Source organism: Pseudomonas sp. NPDC087626 (assembly GCF_044743405.1).
Lineage (GTDB): Bacteria > Pseudomonadota > Gammaproteobacteria > Pseudomonadales > Pseudomonadaceae > Aquipseudomonas.
In genome coordinates, this window is record NZ_JBIUWJ010000033.1 from 1 (window position 1) to 16,611 (window position 16,611).

The following is a 16,611-nucleotide window of genomic DNA, read 5'->3' on the forward strand; positions in this document are numbered from 1 at the left end:
TGGTAGTGTGGGGTTTCCCCATGTGAGAGTAGGTCATCGTCAAGATTAAATTCCGAAACCCCTATCTGCGTATGCAGGTAGGGGTTTTGTTTTTGCACGCGAAAAACTCAGCGTCCTTCCCACGCGATCTTTGTTCAGGTAAACCCAAGAATCTTCACCGATACCTTCAAGGGATTGCCCTGTCCGGCCGATAACCCGATGGACGGTAGTCTCATCCGATGCCAAACCGGGCAGCGAAGTTGAGCACGTCCTTGTGGTTCATCTTTTTAATTGCCTGGAATCTTCGATGCTGGCGTACCACCAAAAGAGCTTTTTGATCGTCGATGATTTCTCGGATTTCCGCAGTTCAGTCCGATCGATGTTGCGCGAGTTGGGTGTGAAAGATGTCGACACGGCCGACACCGGCGAGGTCGCGCTGCGCATGTGCTCGCAGAAGCGCTACGATTTCATCCTGCAGGATTACCATCTGGGCGACGGCAAGAAGAACGGCCAGCAGGTACTCGAAGACCTGATGATCGAAAAACTGATCAGCCACGAAAGTATCTTCGTCATGGTCACTGCCGAGAGCAGCCAGGCCATGGTGCTCAGTGCCCTCGAGCACGAGCCGGATGCCTACCTGACCAAGCCGTTCAACCGCGCCGGCCTGGCCCAGCGCCTGGAGCGGTTGCAGCAGCGCAAGACCCTGCTCAAGCCGATCATGCAAGCGCTTGATCGCGGCAAACCGGTCGAGGTTCTCAACGCCTGCATCGCCCTGTGCAGACAGGACCCACGTTACTCGCCGCTGTGCCTGCGTTATCGCGCCGACGCATTGCGCGACATGAACCAGAACGAAGTGCTCGAACGTTTGTACAACAGCATCCTTGCCGACCGTCCGTTGCCCTGGGCCTACGTGGGGTTGGGACGCCTGCTGTTCAAGCGCGGCCAGGTCGCCCAAGCCAAAGCGTTGTACGAAAAGGCGTTGAAGGTCTTCCCGATGATGCCCGGTCTGTACGATGGGCTGGCCGATGTCCTGGTGGCGCAAGGCAACAGCAAGTCGGCACAACGGGTGCTCGAAGAGGCTGTGCGTCTTTCCCCGCTGGCGGTCCGTCGGCAATCGTTGCTAGGCAAGCTGGCCATGAGCAACGAAGACTTCGATACCGCAGCCAAAGCCTATCGCCAGGCGGTCTCGCAAGGCACGCAGTCGCGCTTCAAGGATCCAGAGAGCAACCTCGGCCTGGCCCATGCGTTGATCAGCAAGGGCAGTGAAAGGGGCCTGGACACCCGTGCCCGCCTGGAGATCAACCAGACCTTGAGCGCGGTCGCCAAGGAAAACCCCAGTGATCCCGGGTTACAGATTCGCGCGCGGCTGATGAAAGCCACCAGTTTGCTGATCAACGATGCGGAAACGGCCGACAAGCTCACCGAGCAGGCCCTGACTCGCCTCGACGGCATGGAGCAGTTCATGAGCGCCGATGCGGCCTTGCTGGTGGCCAAGCAGTTGAAGATGTTGGGGCAGGCACAGGCCAGCGACTCGATGCTCAAGAACTGTGCGGAAATCTACGGCGATGACCCCGCGGTGATGCGCGGTATCGCCAGGCAGACCGATGATCCGGCGATTCTCAACTCGGGTACGGCCGCCGCAGACCTCAACCGCCAAGGCGTGCGCAGCTACAAGGCCGGCGCCCTGACCGAAGCCCGCGAGCTGTTTCGCGGTGCCTTGTTGCTGCAGCCGAAGAACATCAGCATTGCCCTCAACATGGCGCAGGCGTTGTTGCATGGGGTCACGGCCGATCTCGATCCGGGATTGCTCGAGGAGTGTCGCAAGTGTTTGAAGATGGTCGGCTTGATGCCCGAGAGCGACTCGCGGTATCCGCGTTATCAGAAGCTGCAGAACAAGGCGTTTGAGCAATGAGTGAGATTGATCAGGGGCTGGATTTTTCCACGGTGATTGCCTCCACCGTACACGACATGAAGAATTCCCTGACGGTGCTGATGCAAGCGCACGGCCAGTGGCTCGCCCGGCTGCCCAGTGCCCAACAGCAAACCGATGAGCAGGGCGTGATCGACTTCGAATTCGCTCATCTGAACGGCATGCTGGTGCAGTTGCTCGGTCTGTACAAGCTCGGCGTCAATCAGTTGCCCGTACGCCCGGACTACCATGAGTTGGACGATTTCATCGAGGCCCAATTGGCCGCGCATCAAGAGGTGTTCAAGAGTCGCGGCATTCTCGTCACCTACGAAGTCGATCCCTTGAGTCCGCTGGGTTTTTTCGACCGCGAATTGATCGGTACGGTGCTGGCCAATGCCATCAACAACGCGATCCGTTTTGCCCGGCAGTCACTGCTGATCAGCGTCGGTGAAGAAACCGGGCAGTTGGTGCTGACCATCAATGACGATGGCGAAGGCTATCCGGCCCAGATGATCGAGCGCCAGGAGCAGTACGTACAGGGCATTAACCCGGCCAGCGGCAGCACCGGCCTGGGCCTGTACTTTGCCGCGCGCATTGCCCAGTTGCACCAGCGCAACGGCGTGCCGGGGCGTACCGAAATCAGTAATGGCGGGCCTTTGGGCGGCGGCTTGTTCAGTCTCTATCTGCCTTGAGGCGTGTTAGAACCTGTGCCAACAGAGTCTGATTGAGCTTTTCAGCGGTTGTGCTTGATATTCCGAACGGCTGATGCCTATTTTGTGCGGATCGCCATTAACGGCCTGCACAATACCAAGGATAGCGTCATGACGACCGATGGCCAGGGTTCTCTCGCACAGCGATTGACCGGCATTGATGAAGTTGAATGTGTCACCCCGGACCTCAATGGGGTGCCGCGCGGCAAGGTGATGACTGCCGCAGGATTTCTCGAGGGGCGACGGTTGCAGATGGCACGGGGGGTGCTGCTGCAATGCATCATGGGCGGTTATCCCGCCCCACGTTTTTACGGCAGCGACGACGGTGACCTCGCGCTCAATGCCGATCCGCAACAGATCCATCGTTTGCCCTGGAGTGCCCAACCGCGCGCGCTGGCGATCTGTGACGCCGACGAGTTGAGCGGCGCAAGCTCCCGGCTGTCCACCCGTGGCCAGCTCAAGGCCGTGGTTGCTCGTTATGCCGCGCTGGGCCTGGCGCCCGTGGTGGCGACCGAGATGGAATTTTTTGTGTTCGCTCCCAATACCGACCCGACCCAACCGTTCCAGCCGCCCATTGGCCTGGACGGGCGTCGCGAAGACGGCCTTTCGGCGTTCAGCATCAGTTCCAACAATGGTTTGCGTCCGTTCTTCAATGAGGTCTACGCCAGCATGGCGGCGTTGGGGTTGCCGCGGGACACCTTCATGCACGAAATGGGCGTCAGCCAGTTCGAGATCAACCTGCTGCACGGCGATCCCCTGTTGCTGGCCGACCAGACGTTCCTGTTCAAGCACCTGCTCAAGGAAGTGGCGCTCAAGCACGGCTTGACCGTGGTCTGCATGGCCAAGCCCCTGGCGCACACGGCCGGCAGCTCGATGCACATTCACCAGAGCGTGGTCGAGCTCGGCACCGATCACAACGTGTTCAGTGACGAGTCCGGCGAGCCAACGGCGATGTTCCGTCACTTCATCGGCGGGCAGCAGGCCGGCATGGCCGACTTCACGGCGCTGTTCGCACCGAACGTCAACTCCTACCAGCGCCTGTGCCATCCCTACGCATCACCCAACAACGCCTGCTGGTCCCATGACAACCGCGCCGCCGGATTACGTATTCCCGCCAGTTCGCCAGCCGCGCGTCGGGTCGAAAACCGCCTGCCGGGCGCCGACGCCAACCCTTACCTGGCGATCGCCGCCAGCCTGGCCGCGGGGCTGCACGGTATCGAGCAGAAACTGGAACCGACCCCGGCAATCCAGGGCGAATTCAGCGTGCCGGAAAGTTTGTCTCTGCCATGTACCTTGCATGCGGCTCTTGAACGTCTGAAACGTAGCCAATTGGCGAAGGAACTGTTCGGCATGGAGTTCATCGAAGGCTACATCGCCTCGAAGACCATGGAGTTGACCAGCTTCTTTGATGAGATCACTCCCTGGGAACGGCGCGTTTTAGCTGCCCAGGCCTAACCGACCCGCCGCTGTCGGGCTATCGTAGAAGGTAGCCTGATCCTCACTGCAAGGAGCCGCTCGGAACGCCGATGCGCCAAATCTGGAAATCCTTTCGAGCGCTGTATTTCGCCTCGCTGATGATGTTGATCGGCTCGGGCTTGCTTAGCACCTACCTGGCCCTGCGCCTGGCCGCCGACCAGGTCGACGGCCTGTGGATCGGCGCATTGATGGCGGCCAACTATTTCGGCCTGGTCCTGGGCGGCAAGATCGGCCACCGGTTGATTGCCCGGGTCGGACACATCCGGGCCTATTCCGCCTGTGCCGGGATAGTCGGGGCCGCCGTGCTCGGGCATGGCCTGGTGGACTGGCTACCGGCCTGGCTGATTCTGCGGATGGTGGTTGGCCTGGGCATGATGTGCCAGTACATGGTCATCGAGAGCTGGCTCAACGAACAGGCCGACGCCAAGCAGCGGGGCATGGTGTTCAGCGGCTACATGATCGCCTCCTACCTGGGCTTGGTGCTGGGCCAGTTGATTCTGGTCATGCACCCGTCCCTGGGCCTGGAGTTGCTGATGCTGGTCGCCTTGTGTTTTGCCCTGTGCCTGGTCCCCGTGACCCTGACCCGACGCATTCACCCGGCGCCCTTGCATCCGGCGCCGATGGAGCCGCGCTTCTTCATGAAGCGGGTGCCACAGTCCCTCAGCACGGTGCTCGGGGCGGGACTGATCGTCGGCTCGTTCTATGGCCTGGCGCCGCTGTATGCCTCCCAGCAAGGGCTGTCCACCGAGCAGGTCGGCCTGTTCATGGGTAGCTGCATCTTTGCCGGCCTGGTGGTGCAATGGCCGCTGGGCTGGCTGTCGGATCGCTACGATCGGGCGGTGCTGATTCGTAGCTTCGCCATTTGCCTGGCGTTGGCTGCGTTGCCCCTGGCGATCATGCCCAAGGTGCCGCTGGAAGTATTGTTCATCGCCGGGTTTGCCTGCTCGCTGGTGCAGTTCTGCCTGTATCCGCTGGCGGTGGCGTTCTCCAACGACCACGTCGAGGGCGATCGGCGGGTGTCGCTGACCGCGATGTTGCTGGTGACATACGGGGTCGGGGCGAGTATCGGGCCGTTGGTGGCGGGGGTGCTGATGAAGTTTTTCGGCAGCCAGATGCTCTACGCGTTTTTCAGCTTCTTCGCCCTGGTCCTGGTCTGGCGCATCCGGCCCAAAGCGGTGACCAACCTGCATCAGGTCGATGACGCGCCGCTGCACCACGTGGCGATGCCGGACAGCATGTCCAGTTCGCCACTGGTGGCTGCACTCGATCCCCGGGTCGACGAGCAGGTGGTGCAGGACCAGATGCAGAACGGTGCCAGTCCTGAACCCGAGCCTGAGCCGGAGACCGAAGCGGGGACTGAGGCCGAGCAGACGAATACCGATCCGCCGCCGGACGATGAACATCCCCACACCTTCACTGGGGCCAGGCCTTGATCTGAAGGCAAAAAAAACGGGCAGTCACCGCAAGGGGCTGCCCGTTTTTTTTGCCTGGCGAATCAGAAATCGTCTTTATCGAAACGCCGGGCTTCACGCTGCAACTGATAGACAAAACGCTCGACCTGGCGCTGCACCAGGCCGCTCATGTTGTGAAAGCGCACGCCGGCGAAGGTGGTGTCGATCCGCTCTTCGTGATGCAGGTAACGCAGCTCCACCGAGGTGGTCATGCTGCCGAAGGGCAGGGCGGCCAGGAAGCGGTCGTAGACCTGGCCCAATTGCAGCCCGCTGGTGATGTCGCCGTCAAAACGCAGCTTGCAGCCGGTGGCGGAGATGTCCAGCAACTTGCCGCTCAGGGGCACCTTGAGCTTCTCGCCAGCCAGTTCAATATTGACCAGTTGCGCCAGCTTCAAGGCCGCGCGAAAAGCATTGCGGCGCTGGTGGTAGACCACCTCGTCGGGCAGCGTGCCGCGGTAGCAGCGGCCACCATTGGCTTCGTCGATGGCCAGGGCGCCGTTGCTCTCCCAGGCGATGCGCACGCCTTCATGAAAGCCTTCGATCCGGAACGGTTCACCCGCCAGCAGGAAACGCTCGCCATCGCGCGGGATCATTTCGTCGAGGGCAATCATGTCGCTTTCGCGATCGACGTCCACCAGGTAGCTCTGGAAGCGCTGGCTGCGCTCGTGGAACGTGATGATCAGGGGATCATGGCTCTCTTGCAGCATGCGCAGGGTACTGGCGATTTCCAGAGGTGTCGTGAGCACTTTCGGTGGCTGCGGAGCATCTTCCGCGTTTGAGGCATTGAACACGGTTTATCACTCTCCAGACAGAATACGGTCACACGCAAGAGCCAGCATTCTGCCAGCATGTTTCGCGCCTTGATAGAGCACGCTCAGAGGCGAGGTCAAGCCTGGCTGAGTGGGCGCGGCTTCACGAGCATGGCGGTTGAGCCACGTGCGTCATAAAGGGTCGGAGACTCGCCGCCATTGAGGATTCTCAATTGATGGGCAGTGGAGGCTTGTTGCACCTGGATCGAGCGGCCGTTGTGCGCGTTGGCGCTCTGGCACTCGTTAAGCAGATGATTGAGCGTCTCGCTCTGGGCCAGCAGTTGCTCGCCGAGGCTGGACTGGGCGGCCAGCTGTTGCAGGCCGCTGGTGTCGGTTGGCAGGTTGAGGCTGGCGAGTATTTCGCTGCGTCGACGACCATGCTGATCGAGCAGGACGATCAGGCCTTGCTTGCTGGCCAGGATCTGCTCCAGCCGTTGCATGTCGCGACCGTGCAGTGCCAGGGATTCTTGCCCCAGCAAATCGAGCAACTGTTGAGCTGGCTCAAGGTCGTCGGTGATCAGTTGCAGTAAATTGTTATCGTGCATGGCTGGCCTTGGGTTTTAAGCGTCCAAAAGCCTGGCGCAAGCCTGGTGGGCTAGCGCTGGGCTTCGAAGTTGAGCAGTTTGCTGGCGACGCGGTTGCTGTCGACTTTATAGCTGCCATCGGCAATCGCGGCTTTCAACTCGGCCACACGGGCTTTGTCGACTGCGGGCTGATCGCGCAGCGTGTCGCTGATCTTCTGCAACTGCTGGGCCTCGTTGCTGAAGTGGACTGATTCCCCGCTCTGTTTGGCCGCGACCTGTTGGGTCTCGGTCGACAGCGGCGCGTTTTGAGCGGCGTCAGCAGATTCCTGGCTGGCACTGGTGCGCGTGCTGGTGAGCGTGGGGGAGCTGTTCAAACGGCTGAAATCGATAACCATGATGCGAAAAACCTCTGGGAATTTGGACGCTTGCCATGTTTTCGGCAAAATCGCGAAAAACTTTAGGCTCATTTCTCGATGAGCACGGGCGCGTCGGCATTTGCCCTGCGTGAGGCACAGTTTAGGGAATGGCTGGCACCTTCGCCAGTTATCTACATGGCCACTTCAACCTGGCCGGGGGCGATCACCTGAGCCTTGATCACCCGCTGGGAGTTCAGGTTCTTGACCCGGATCTGTTGGTTCATGCCGCCATTGGCCAGCGCCTCCCCGGGCATTCGTACGCTGAGCGTGCCACTGCGGGCGGTGATCACCACCTGATCGCCCTTGCGTACCACTTCGGCCTGCTCCAGGTGGACCAGGGTAATGACCTGGTCATTGACCATTGGTCGGACAATTTTTTGCCCGATCGCCTGGTCGACATTGGTCAGGTAACCCTGGTTGATCAGGCTGATGTCGCGCTCACGCAGAATCACATCCGCCGGCTCGATGATTGCGGCGCGTTTGAGCGGGCGGGTGCTGGTCACCACCTCGCGGAACAGTCGGACTTGCGCGGGCACGAACACGGTCCAGGGCGAGGTGCCGTCGCAACGGACCTTCACCGTGACTCGGCCCACTGGCTTGGCCGGGCTCTCCAGGGACGCTGTCAATTCCTTGTCGCAGGTCGGCAGGCGCAGACGGGGATCGAGTTGCTTGACCTCGATCTCGTAGCGGCCTTCGGTTTGGCTGGACGCCAGATAGTCTTCAACAGTGAATTCAAGAAAGCCCTGAGTGACGCCGATAAGTAGATCAGGCAAGGTAAGCGGATCTGCAAGGGCAGGGCTGCCAGCGTTGAAAAGGCACGCCGCCGCAACCGCGCCGAGCAATCGGCGGCAGGTTGAGGTCAGGCGTCGGAAAAATGTCGTGTTCACGTTCATAGCGGTTAAAAAGCAAGCGCCGTGCCGTTTAGTGATGAATGTGCGTCGCAACACACTTAGCGTTGGTGTAGGGGGCTGGGCATGGCTGGTGTAATGGATTCGGTAAACCAGCGCACACAACTGGTGGGGCAGAATCGCCTGGAGCTGTTGTTGTTCCGTCTCGACGGTCCGCAGCTCTATGGCATCAATGTGTTCAAGGTTCGGGAAGTGCTGCAATGCCCGAAACTGACCCTGATGCCCAAATCCAATCCTGTCGTGTGCGGTGTGGCAAGTATTCGGGGCGCAACCATTCCGATCATGGACCTGGCAATGGCCACGGGGTCGGGCGGGTTGCAGGACCAGAGCAATCCCTTTGTGATCATCACCGAGTACAACACCAAGACCCAAGGGTTCCTGGTGCGCTCGGTCGAGCGGATCGTCAACATGAACTGGGAGGAGATCCATCCGCCACCCAAGGGCACGGGCCACGATCACTACCTGACGGCGGTGACGCGGGTCGACAATCAGTTGGTGGAAATCATCGACGTCGAGAAGGTCCTGGCCGAAGTGGCGCCGGCACCGGAAGCGATTTCCGCCGGGGTGGTGGATGACGAGACGCAACACAAGGCGCTGTCGCTGCGGGTGCTGACGGTCGATGACTCGTCGGTGGCGCGCAAGCAGGTTTCCCGTTGCCTGCAGACGGTCGGGGTCGAGGTCGTGGCGTTGAACGACGGCCGGCAGGCGCTGGACTACCTGCGCAAGCTGGTGGAGGAGGGCAAGAAGCCGGAAGAGGAATTCCTGATGATGATTTCCGACATCGAGATGCCGGAAATGGACGGCTACACCCTGACCGCCGAGATCCGCAACGACCCGCGCATGCAAAAGCTGCACATCATCCTGCATACTTCGTTGTCAGGCGTATTCAATCAGGCGATGGTCAAGAAAGTCGGTGCCGATGACTTCCTGGCCAAGTTCCGCCCTGATGACCTGGCATCCCGGGTAGTCGACCGGATCAAAGCAGCAGATATCAGCTAGGTGGCCTTTGCCCCTGGCGATCAACACGATTTTAGAGGCGGCATCATTGTCTACGGGTAATTTGGATTTCGAACAGTTCCGGGTCTTCCTGGAAAAAGCCTGTGGCATTTTGCTCGGTGAAAACAAACAGTATCTGGTCTCGAGCCGTCTCAACAAACTGATGGAACAGCAAGGTATCAAGTCGTTGGGTGAGCTGGTCCAGCGCATTCAAGTCCAGCCGCGCGGTGGGTTGCGCGAGATGGTAGTGGACGCGATGACCACCAACGAAACCCTCTGGTTTCGTGACACCTATCCGTTTGAAGTGTTGAAGAACAAGGTCTTGCCCGAAGCGATCAAGGCCAGTCCCGGCCAGCGCCTGCGGATCTGGTCGGCGGCCTGTTCGTCGGGGCAGGAACCCTATTCGCTGTCGATGTCGATCGACGAGTTCGAGCGGACCAACATGGGCCAGTTGCGGATGGGGGTGCAGATTGTCGCCACCGATCTTTCCGGGACCATGCTGAACAACTGCAAGTCCGGCGAGTACGACAGCCTGGCGATTGGCCGCGGTCTTTCGCCAGAGCGCCTGCAGCGTTTCTTCGACCCGAAAGGGCCGGGGCGTTGGGCGGTCAAGGCGCCGATCAAGAGCCGGGTGGAGTTCCGCTCGTTCAACCTGCTGGACAGCTATGCCAGCCTGGGCAAGTTCGACATCGTGTTCTGCCGCAACGTGCTGATCTACTTCTCTGCCGAAGTGAAGAAGGACATCCTGTTGCGCATTCACAGCACGCTCAAGCCGGGCGGGTACCTGTTCCTCGGCGCGTCCGAAGCCCTCAACGGCTTGCCGGATCACTATCAGATGGTCCAGTGCAGTCCGGGGATCATCTACCAGGCCAAGTGATGGTCAGGTGGCAAAAAAAGCGGGAGTCCTCAGGGGCTCCCGTTTTTTATCGTGCTGCACAATCCTTGTAGCGCGCCTGTCGAGCAGCCCAAGGCGGCAGAAAAGCGGCAGGTGCCGGAAGACGCTTGCCGCTTTTCTGGCATTGCCACCTTGCCGCTTTCGGCCAAGGCCCCTGTTTGCGGGGCCTGGCGAGCTGGCACGGGGCTTGCTTTGTGCCTGTTACGAAAAATCAGGTCACCCAAAGGTTTGCGCCATGAGCATCAGCTTCGATAAAGCGCTCGGTATCCACCAACAAGCCCTCAGCTTCCGCGCCCAGCGTGCCGAAGTGCTGGCCAACAACATCACCAACGCCGACACACCGAACTACAAGGCGCGGGACCTGGATTTCTCGGCGGTCCTGGCCGCCCAGGCCGACAAGAGCAAAAACGGCAGCTTCGCGTTGAACAAGACCAACAGCCGTCATATCGAAGCCCAGGGCCTGAGCAGCGGTGACGAGTCGCTGCTGTATCGCACGCCGATGCAACCGTCGATCGACCAGAACACCGTGGACGCCCAACTGGAACAGGCCAACTACGCCGAGAACTCGGTGAACTTCCAGGCCAGCTTCACCTTGCTCAATAGCAAATTCAAAGGGCTGGTAGCGGCCCTGCGCGGAGAGTAATTCATGTCCCTGTCGAGTGTTTTTAATATTGCCGGTAGTGGCATGAGTGCCCAGACCACGCGCCTCAACACCGTGGCCAGTAACATCGCCAACGCCGAGACCGTCTCGTCGAGCATCGACCAGACCTACCGTGCCCGGCACCCGGTATTTGCCACCATGTTCCAGGGTGGCCAGTCGGGCGGCGGTGACTCGCTGTTCCAGAACCAGGATGCGGCCGGCCAGGGCGTGCAAGTGCTGGGCGTGGTCGAGGACCAGAGCAATCTGGAAGCGCGCTACCTGCCGAACCATCCGGCGGCTGACGCCAAGGGCTACGTCTACTACCCCAACGTCAACGTGGTTGAAGAGATGGCCGACATGATTTCCGCCAGCCGTTCGTTCCAGACCAACGCGGAAATGATGAACACCGCCAAGACCATGATGCAGAAGGTCCTGACCCTCGGTCAGTGATAAGGGGCAGCGTCGATGAGTGTTACCGATTCCACCAGTGGCCTGAGTCTCAACGACATTCTTGCGAACTCCAAGACCACCGTCACCAACACCAGCAATGACGGCCTGGCGGCCGCTGCCGGCAGCAAGACCGGCAAGAACGAGCTGGGCAAGGACGCGTTCCTGCAACTGCTGGTGACTCAGTTGAAGAACCAGAACCCCCTCGACCCGCAGGACAACAGCGAGTTCGTCGCCCAGCTGGCGCAGTTCAGCAGCCTGGAAGGCATCACTACCCTGAACTCCTCGGTGAACAACATCTCGAGCTCGTTCAAATCGTCCCAGGCCCTGCAGGCGTCGTCGCTGGTGGGCCGTTCGGTAGTGGTCCAAACCGGCTCGGCCTATGTCGACAGCACCAAGAGCATGACCGGCTCGGTGGTTATCCCGGCCTCGGTGGCTGGCACCACGGTGACCATCAGCGACAAGGACGGCAAGGCGGTGAAAACCATCGAGCTGGGCAGCCAGGCCCAGGGCAATGCCAGTTTCGTCTGGGACGGCACCAATACCGCGGGCGAGAAAGTCGACCCGGGTACCTACACCTTCAAGGCCAGTGCGCAGATCGACGGCAAGGCAACTGACCTGATCACCTACCTGCCGGCGACCGTCAACAGCGTGACCCTGAGCCAGACCGGCGGCGAGATGATGTTGAACCTCGCCAACATGGGCTCCATCGCCCTGTCCAAAGTACAGACCATTGGTCTATAGAGCCGGCTAGCGCGGCAACAAGGAGTGGAATATGTCTTTCAATATCGGCCTTAGCGGTCTCTATGCGGCCAACAAACAACTCGACGTTACCGGCAACAACATCGCCAACGTCGCCACCACCGGCTTCAAATCCTCCCGCGTGGAATTCGAAGACGTGTACGCGGCAAGCAAGCTGGGTAACGGCAACAAGTCCATCGGCAGTGGCGTGAGCCTGGCCAACGTCTCCCAGCAATTTCGCCAGGGTGATGTGACCAACACCGGCAACGTGCTGGACATGGCCATCCGTGGTTCGGGCTTCTTCGTGCTCAACGACGGCGGTTCGCTGACCTACACCCGCGCCGGTACCTTCAACGTCGACAAGGACGGCTTCATCACCAACAGTGCTGGCACCGCGCGCCTGCAGGGTTATGCGGTCGATGAGAACGGCAAGATCCTCAAGGATGTAATCGGCGACCTGAAAATCGACCAGGCGAACCTGCAGCCGAAAACCACCGGCAACATTTCCTCGAGTATCAACCTGAACTCCAGCAAGCCGATCATCGATCCGGCGGTCACCCCGTTCGACCCGACCAAGATCGACACCTACACCGACATGTTCACCACCCCGATCTACGACAGCCAGGGCAACCAGCACAACCTGGACCAGTACGTGGTCAAGACCGGTGCCAACACCTGGCAGACCTACACCCTGGTAGAGGGGCGCAACCCGAACGGCTCGGCCTTCGTCCCGGCCGGCCTCGGTTCGCCGGCAACGCCGAGCAACCAGACTGCCATGACCATGAACTTCGGTTCCGACGGCAAGCTGCTGGACATCGACGCACCGGCCAGCGGCAGCCCGTACACCGTCAGCGGCAACTCGATTGTCATGGGCGCGGGCGTCTGGACGCCGGGTACGGTCAAGGATGGCGTGTGGACGGCCAACGGTGCCGTGGGCAATGCCACCGGCGTCACCAACGACCTGGCCCTGACCACCCAGTACAACTCGGCAACCATCCGCAACCTGCCGACCCAGGACGGCTACGCCACCGGCCAGATCACCAACCTGACCATCGACGGTACCGGTACGCTGTTCGCCAACTTCAGCAACAGCAAGTCCAAGGCGATCGGCCAGGTCACCCTGGCCAGCTTCAACAACGAGCAGGGCTTGCAGGCCGCCGGTGGCACCAGTTGGAAGGAGACCTACCTGTCCGGTTTCGCCGCGTACGACGCCGGCCAGACCGGCACCCTCGGTTCGGTGGTGTCCAACTCGCTGGAAGACTCCAACGTCAACCTGACCAATGAGCTGGTGGACCTGATCAAGGGCCAGAGCAACTACCAAGCCAACGCCAAGACCATCTCCACCCAGAGCACCATCATGCAGACCATCATTCAGATGGCCTGATGCCGGTGGGTCAAGCCTGCGGTACAAAAAAAGCCCCTCGTCGAGGGGCTTTTTCGTGGGGTATGTCCCTTTGTAGGAGCGAGCCTGCTCGCGATGGACGCTAACGATGACGCGTATTACCTGAATAAACGCGTTGTTTTTGAGTTCATCGCGAGCAGGCCGCAAGCGGGCACCCGCTCCTACAAATGCATCACAACTTCTTAACTGAACAGCATTACCCTCGTCGAGGGGCTTTTTCGTGGGGGCGGGAAGGGTCAGCCCATCATGTCCTTGATCATCCGCTCCTGTTCCATGAGCTCGCGTTGCCGGGCATCGATCCGTGACGACAGCGGGAAGTTGCTGCCGGCGCGTCGCTTGGCGAAGTCCAACTGCTGAATGGCCTGGCGATAGTCGCCCACCAGCGCGAAGTACTCGGCGCGCGCCTGGTGCAGGCCAATGATGTTGCCGGACAGGCCACGGGTTTCGGCAACCATGTACCAGACATCCGGATCGTCCGGGCGGGTCTTGAGCAGGGCTTCCAGGGCTTTTTCGGCATCGGCCGGGCGATTCTGCTTGAGCAGCAGGTCAACCCGGACCTGATTGAGCGGGTAGTTGCCCGGGAACTGGCTGAGCATCCGGTCGACCCGGCTTTGTGCGTCGGGCAGGCGATTGCTGGCCATGTCCAGGTCGATCTGGGCCAGGTTGTAGATGATTTCGTTGGGCGCCTTGGCCAGTAGCGGTTTGAGGCTCTCGCGGGCATCGCTGAGCTGGCCGGCCTTGACCTGAGCAATGGCCAGGCCGTAACGCGCCACGTCGTTTTTCGGGTTGTCGTCCAGCTGCGCGCGAAAACGCTTGGCGGCCAGCCCCGGGGTTTCCTCGTAGAACAACTGCACGCGGGCGCGAATCAGTTGGTAGGTCTGGGTGTCTTCCTTGCCGCCGACGGGTGCCTGTTCGGCGCGGTTACGGGTGTCGGCGATCCGCGATTCGGTCACCGGGTGCGTCAGGAGGAATTCCGGCGGCTTGGCATCGAAGCGGTACTGGCGCCCCAGCCGTTCGAACATGCTCGGCATGGAGCGCGGGTCGTAGCCGGCTTTCTCCAGGTTGACGATGCCGATGCGGTCGGCCTCCTGCTCGTTCTGCCGGGAGAAGCGCCGTTGCTCCTGGATTGCCGCGGCCTGGGTCCCGGCGATTGCCGCGATCCCGGCGTCACCGGCGCCGGCCGCGGCCACGATGATCCCGGCGAGGAGGGCGGCCATCATCGGCACTTGCATGCGTTGCTGGGCTTCTACGCCGCGGGCGAAGTGGCGTTGCGACAAGTGCGCCAATTCGTGGGCCAGGACCGAGGCGTATTCGCCTTCGGTCTGGGCATTGAGGAACAGGCCACCGTTGACCCCGACAATCCCGCCTGGCGCGGCGAAGGCGTTGAGCTGCGGGCTGTTGATCAGGATGAACTCAAGGCGCCGGTCGTTCAGCTGGCTGGTTTCCACCAGGCGATAGACACTGGTTTCCACGTAGTTTTTCAGTTGTGGGTCATTGAGTTGTGACACCTGGCTGCGCAACATGGCCAGCCAGGCGCGCCCCAGGTCATGTTCCTGCTGGGGCGAGACGATGGCAGAACTGGCGTCGCCAAGTGACGGCAAGTCGTCGGCGAAGCCTGGTGAGGCAAGCAGGCAAGCGAGCGTCAGCAGCGTGGGGCGCAGAAAAGTCATGCACAAAGCCTTAGTCGACAAAGAGCTTACTGTAGCCGGACACTTGCCTCGGGACCAGATATTCTAGGCGGCTCAATCACCTGTGCGGAGTGAAGTAATGACCGACGCTGTAGCCCATGATGCCGAACTGGACGCCAGTGGGCTCAATTGCCCATTGCCGCTGCTCAAGGCCAAGATGGCGCTCAATGGCTTGCCCAGTGGCGCCGTGCTCAAGGTGATCGCCACCGATGCCGGCTCGCAGCGCGACTTTCGCACCTTTGCCCGTTTGGCCGGTCATACCCTGCTGCGCGAAGAAGACGCAGCCGGTGTCTATCGCTACTGGCTGAAAAAAGCCTGACTGGCCGCCTATCCATAAGGATCATTGATGTTCAAAGTGCTACGCGACTGGATTCAGCGCTACTTCTCCGACGAAGAAGCGGTGGTGCTGGCCGTCCTCCTGGTCCTGGCCTTCACTGCCGTGCTGACCCTGGGCGGGATGCTCGCACCGGTGCTGGCGGGGATGGTCCTGGCGTACCTGATGCAGGGCCTGGTCAGCACCCTGGAGCGCCTGCGCCTGCCCGGCGGGGTCGCGGTGGGGCTGGTGTTCGCGTTGTTCATGGGCGTGTTGCTGGTGTTTATCGTGGTGGTGCTGCCCTTGCTCTGGCACCAGTTCATCACGCTGTTCAACGAACTGCCCGGGATGCTCGCCAAATGGCAGTCGCTGCTGCTGTTGCTGCCCGAGCGATATCCGCACCTGGTGTCGGACGAGCAGGTGCTGCAGGCCATCGAGGTGGCGCGCAGCGAAATCGGCAAGTTTGGCCAGTGGGCGTTGACCTTCTCGCTGTCGAGCCTGCCCCTGCTGGTCAACATCATGATCTACCTGGTGCTGGTGCCGATCCTGGTGTTCTTCTTCCTCAAGGACCGGGCCATGATCGGCCGCTGGGTGCGCGGCTACCTGCCGCGTGAGCGGGCGCTGATTACCCGGGTCGGCCAGGAAATGAACCGCCAGATCGCCAACTACATTCGTGGCAAGGTCATGGAAATGGCGATCTGCGGCGGGGTGACCTACATCGGTTTTGTCGCCATGGGCCTCAACTACTCGGCGCTGCTGGCGCTGTTGGTCGGGGTGTCCGTGGTGGTGCCCTATGTCGGCGCGGTGGTGGTGACGGTGCCGGTGATGCTGATTGCCTTGTTCCAGTGGGGCTGGAGCGATCAGTTCATCTACCTGATGGCGGTCTACGGGATCATCCAGACCCTGGATGGCAACGTGCTGGTGCCGTTGCTGTTCTCCGAAGCGGTCAACCTGCACCCGGTGGCAATCATCTGCGCGGTGCTGCTGTTCGGTGGGCTGTGGGGGTTCTGGGGTGTGTTCTTCGCGATTCCCCTGGCGACCCTGTTCAAGGCCGTGCTGGATGCCTGGCCGCGCAAGGAACCGGTGGTGGCGCCGCTGTTGTAGTGCGGGCCCCATCGCGAGCAAGCCGCAAGCGGGGGGGGGGGGGGGGGCCGGGGGGGGGGGCGCCGGGGGGGGGGGGGGGGGGGGGGGGGGGGGGGGCGGGGGGGGGGCGGGGGGGGGGGGGGCGGCGGGCCCGCCGCCCCCCGCGAGCGCCGGGGGGGGGGTGGAGGACGGCCCGGGGTTGGGGGAGGGCGCCGTCGGGGGCG

General features: G+C 61.3%; 17 protein-coding genes. 12 read left to right on the forward strand and 5 right to left on the reverse strand.

Annotated elements, in window-relative coordinates; translation table 11 throughout:
• Positions 1-286: 286 nt before the first annotated feature.
• The 4 genes from ACIOVD_RS22705 to ACIOVD_RS22720 all read left to right on the forward strand — a co-directional run bounded on the left by ACIOVD_RS22705 (position 287) and on the right by ACIOVD_RS22720 (position 5,507).
• On the forward strand, positions 287-1,891 hold the full coding sequence (locus ACIOVD_RS22705; protein WP_401130329.1) for a response regulator: 1,605 nt from the start codon (positions 287-289) through the stop codon (positions 1,889-1,891).
• A complete protein-coding gene (locus ACIOVD_RS22710; RefSeq protein ID WP_095171800.1) occupies positions 1,888-2,580 on the forward strand; it encodes a sensor histidine kinase KdpD in 693 nt (230 codons plus the stop codon). Before ACIOVD_RS22705 ends, ACIOVD_RS22710 begins: the two co-directional genes overlap by 4 nt.
• A 231-nt stretch (positions 2,581-2,811) precedes the next feature.
• Positions 2,812-4,053, forward strand: a complete 1,242-nt coding sequence (locus ACIOVD_RS22715) for a glutamine synthetase family protein (protein ID WP_401130399.1) — start codon at positions 2,812-2,814, stop codon at positions 4,051-4,053.
• 71 nt (positions 4,054-4,124) lie between these two features.
• The gene (locus ACIOVD_RS22720) at positions 4,125-5,507 is read left to right on the forward strand and encodes an MFS transporter (protein ID WP_401130333.1); all 1,383 of its coding nucleotides are present in this window, start codon (positions 4,125-4,127) and stop codon (positions 5,505-5,507) included.
• Positions 5,508-5,569: 62 nt separating this feature from the next.
• On the opposite strand, the gene ACIOVD_RS22725 is transcribed toward ACIOVD_RS22720, so the two are convergent.
• From ACIOVD_RS22725 to flgA, 4 genes are all read right to left on the reverse strand, one after another.
• The gene (locus tag ACIOVD_RS22725) at positions 5,570-6,316 is read right to left on the reverse strand and encodes a flagellar brake protein (RefSeq protein WP_401130335.1); all 747 of its coding nucleotides are present in this window, start codon (positions 6,314-6,316) and stop codon (positions 5,570-5,572) included.
• Positions 6,317-6,411: 95 nt separating this feature from the next.
• Positions 6,412-6,879, reverse strand: a complete 468-nt coding sequence (locus ACIOVD_RS22730) for a flagella synthesis protein FlgN (RefSeq protein ID WP_401130337.1) — start codon at positions 6,877-6,879, stop codon at positions 6,412-6,414.
• Between the two features lie 50 nt (positions 6,880-6,929).
• A complete protein-coding gene (gene flgM, locus ACIOVD_RS22735; RefSeq protein ID WP_159994227.1) occupies positions 6,930-7,253 on the reverse strand; it encodes a flagellar biosynthesis anti-sigma factor FlgM in 324 nt (107 codons plus the stop codon).
• Between the two features lie 152 nt (positions 7,254-7,405).
• Positions 7,406-8,167, reverse strand: a complete 762-nt coding sequence (flgA, locus tag ACIOVD_RS22740) for a flagellar basal body P-ring formation chaperone FlgA (RefSeq protein ID WP_095171808.1) — start codon at positions 8,165-8,167, stop codon at positions 7,406-7,408.
• A gap of 81 nt (positions 8,168-8,248) precedes the next feature.
• Here flgA and ACIOVD_RS22745 point away from each other — a divergent pair, with 81 nt between their 5' ends.
• The 6 genes from ACIOVD_RS22745 to flgE all read left to right on the forward strand — a co-directional run bounded on the left by ACIOVD_RS22745 (position 8,249) and on the right by flgE (position 13,285).
• Positions 8,249-9,181, forward strand: a complete 933-nt coding sequence (locus tag ACIOVD_RS22745; protein WP_095171810.1) for a chemotaxis protein CheV — start codon at positions 8,249-8,251, stop codon at positions 9,179-9,181.
• Positions 9,182-9,227: 46 nt separating this feature from the next.
• Positions 9,228-10,055 (forward strand): protein-glutamate O-methyltransferase CheR, encoded by an 828-nt coding sequence (gene cheR / locus ACIOVD_RS22750; protein ID WP_095171812.1) that lies wholly within the window; start codon positions 9,228-9,230, stop codon positions 10,053-10,055.
• Positions 10,056-10,308: 253 nt separating this feature from the next.
• Positions 10,309-10,716: a flagellar basal body rod protein FlgB gene (flgB, locus tag ACIOVD_RS22755; RefSeq protein ID WP_095171814.1), complete on the forward strand. Its 408-nt coding sequence runs from the start codon at positions 10,309-10,311 to the stop codon at positions 10,714-10,716.
• A 3-nt stretch (positions 10,717-10,719) separates the two neighbouring features.
• Positions 10,720-11,163: a flagellar basal body rod protein FlgC gene (gene flgC / locus ACIOVD_RS22760; RefSeq protein WP_095171815.1), complete on the forward strand. Its 444-nt coding sequence runs from the start codon at positions 10,720-10,722 to the stop codon at positions 11,161-11,163.
• Between the two features lie 15 nt (positions 11,164-11,178).
• On the forward strand, positions 11,179-11,904 hold the full coding sequence (gene flgD / locus ACIOVD_RS22765) for a flagellar hook assembly protein FlgD (RefSeq protein ID WP_095171817.1): 726 nt from the start codon (positions 11,179-11,181) through the stop codon (positions 11,902-11,904).
• Positions 11,905-11,935: 31 nt separating this feature from the next.
• Complete coding sequence (flgE, locus tag ACIOVD_RS22770; RefSeq protein WP_095171818.1) at positions 11,936-13,285, forward strand: flagellar hook protein FlgE; 1,350 nt, start codon at positions 11,936-11,938, stop codon at positions 13,283-13,285.
• Positions 13,286-13,539: 254 nt separating this feature from the next.
• Here flgE and ACIOVD_RS22775 read toward each other — a convergent pair whose 3' ends face one another.
• Positions 13,540-14,973 carry a M48 family metalloprotease gene (locus ACIOVD_RS22775; RefSeq protein ID WP_095171820.1) on the reverse strand — a complete coding sequence of 478 codons (1,434 nt, stop codon included), beginning with the start codon at positions 14,971-14,973 and terminating at the stop codon, positions 13,540-13,542.
• 97 nt (positions 14,974-15,070) lie between these two features.
• Between ACIOVD_RS22775 and ACIOVD_RS22780 the strand changes: the two genes are divergently transcribed.
• Entirely contained in the window at positions 15,071-15,310 is a 240-nt protein-coding gene (locus ACIOVD_RS22780; protein WP_095171822.1) for a sulfurtransferase TusA family protein, read from the forward strand.
• Between the two features lie 27 nt (positions 15,311-15,337).
• Positions 15,338-16,408, forward strand: a complete 1,071-nt coding sequence (locus ACIOVD_RS22785) for an AI-2E family transporter (protein ID WP_095171823.1) — start codon at positions 15,338-15,340, stop codon at positions 16,406-16,408.
• The last annotated feature ends 203 nt before the right edge of the window (positions 16,409-16,611 follow it).

What these genes read in the sequence shown, in the direction of transcription:
- ACIOVD_RS22720 (WP_401130333.1), top strand. Translation starts at nt 4,125, where the DNA reads ATGCGCCAAATCTGGAAATCCTTTCGAGCGCTGTATTTCGCCTCGCTG.
- flgA (WP_095171808.1), bottom strand. Translation starts at nt 8,167, where the DNA reads ATGAACGTGAACACGACATTTTTCCGACGCCTGACCTCAACCTGCCGC.
- ACIOVD_RS22785 (WP_095171823.1), top strand. Translation starts at nt 15,338, where the DNA reads ATGTTCAAAGTGCTACGCGACTGGATTCAGCGCTACTTCTCCGACGAA.
- ACIOVD_RS22730 (WP_401130337.1), bottom strand. Translation starts at nt 6,879, where the DNA reads ATGCACGATAACAATTTACTGCAACTGATCACCGACGACCTTGAGCCA.
- flgE (WP_095171818.1), top strand. Translation starts at nt 11,936, where the DNA reads ATGTCTTTCAATATCGGCCTTAGCGGTCTCTATGCGGCCAACAAACAA.
- flgB (WP_095171814.1), top strand. Translation starts at nt 10,309, where the DNA reads ATGAGCATCAGCTTCGATAAAGCGCTCGGTATCCACCAACAAGCCCTC.
- ACIOVD_RS22745 (WP_095171810.1), top strand. Translation starts at nt 8,249, where the DNA reads ATGGCTGGTGTAATGGATTCGGTAAACCAGCGCACACAACTGGTGGGG.
- ACIOVD_RS22775 (WP_095171820.1), bottom strand. Translation starts at nt 14,973, where the DNA reads ATGACTTTTCTGCGCCCCACGCTGCTGACGCTCGCTTGCCTGCTTGCC.
- ACIOVD_RS22780 (WP_095171822.1), top strand. Translation starts at nt 15,071, where the DNA reads ATGACCGACGCTGTAGCCCATGATGCCGAACTGGACGCCAGTGGGCTC.
- flgD (WP_095171817.1), top strand. Translation starts at nt 11,179, where the DNA reads ATGAGTGTTACCGATTCCACCAGTGGCCTGAGTCTCAACGACATTCTT.
- ACIOVD_RS22710 (WP_095171800.1), top strand. Translation starts at nt 1,888, where the DNA reads ATGAGTGAGATTGATCAGGGGCTGGATTTTTCCACGGTGATTGCCTCC.
- flgC (WP_095171815.1), top strand. Translation starts at nt 10,720, where the DNA reads ATGTCCCTGTCGAGTGTTTTTAATATTGCCGGTAGTGGCATGAGTGCC.
- ACIOVD_RS22715 (WP_401130399.1), top strand. Translation starts at nt 2,812, where the DNA reads ATGACTGCCGCAGGATTTCTCGAGGGGCGACGGTTGCAGATGGCACGG.
- ACIOVD_RS22705 (WP_401130329.1), top strand. Translation starts at nt 287, where the DNA reads ATGCTGGCGTACCACCAAAAGAGCTTTTTGATCGTCGATGATTTCTCG.
- flgM (WP_159994227.1), bottom strand. Translation starts at nt 7,253, where the DNA reads ATGGTTATCGATTTCAGCCGTTTGAACAGCTCCCCCACGCTCACCAGC.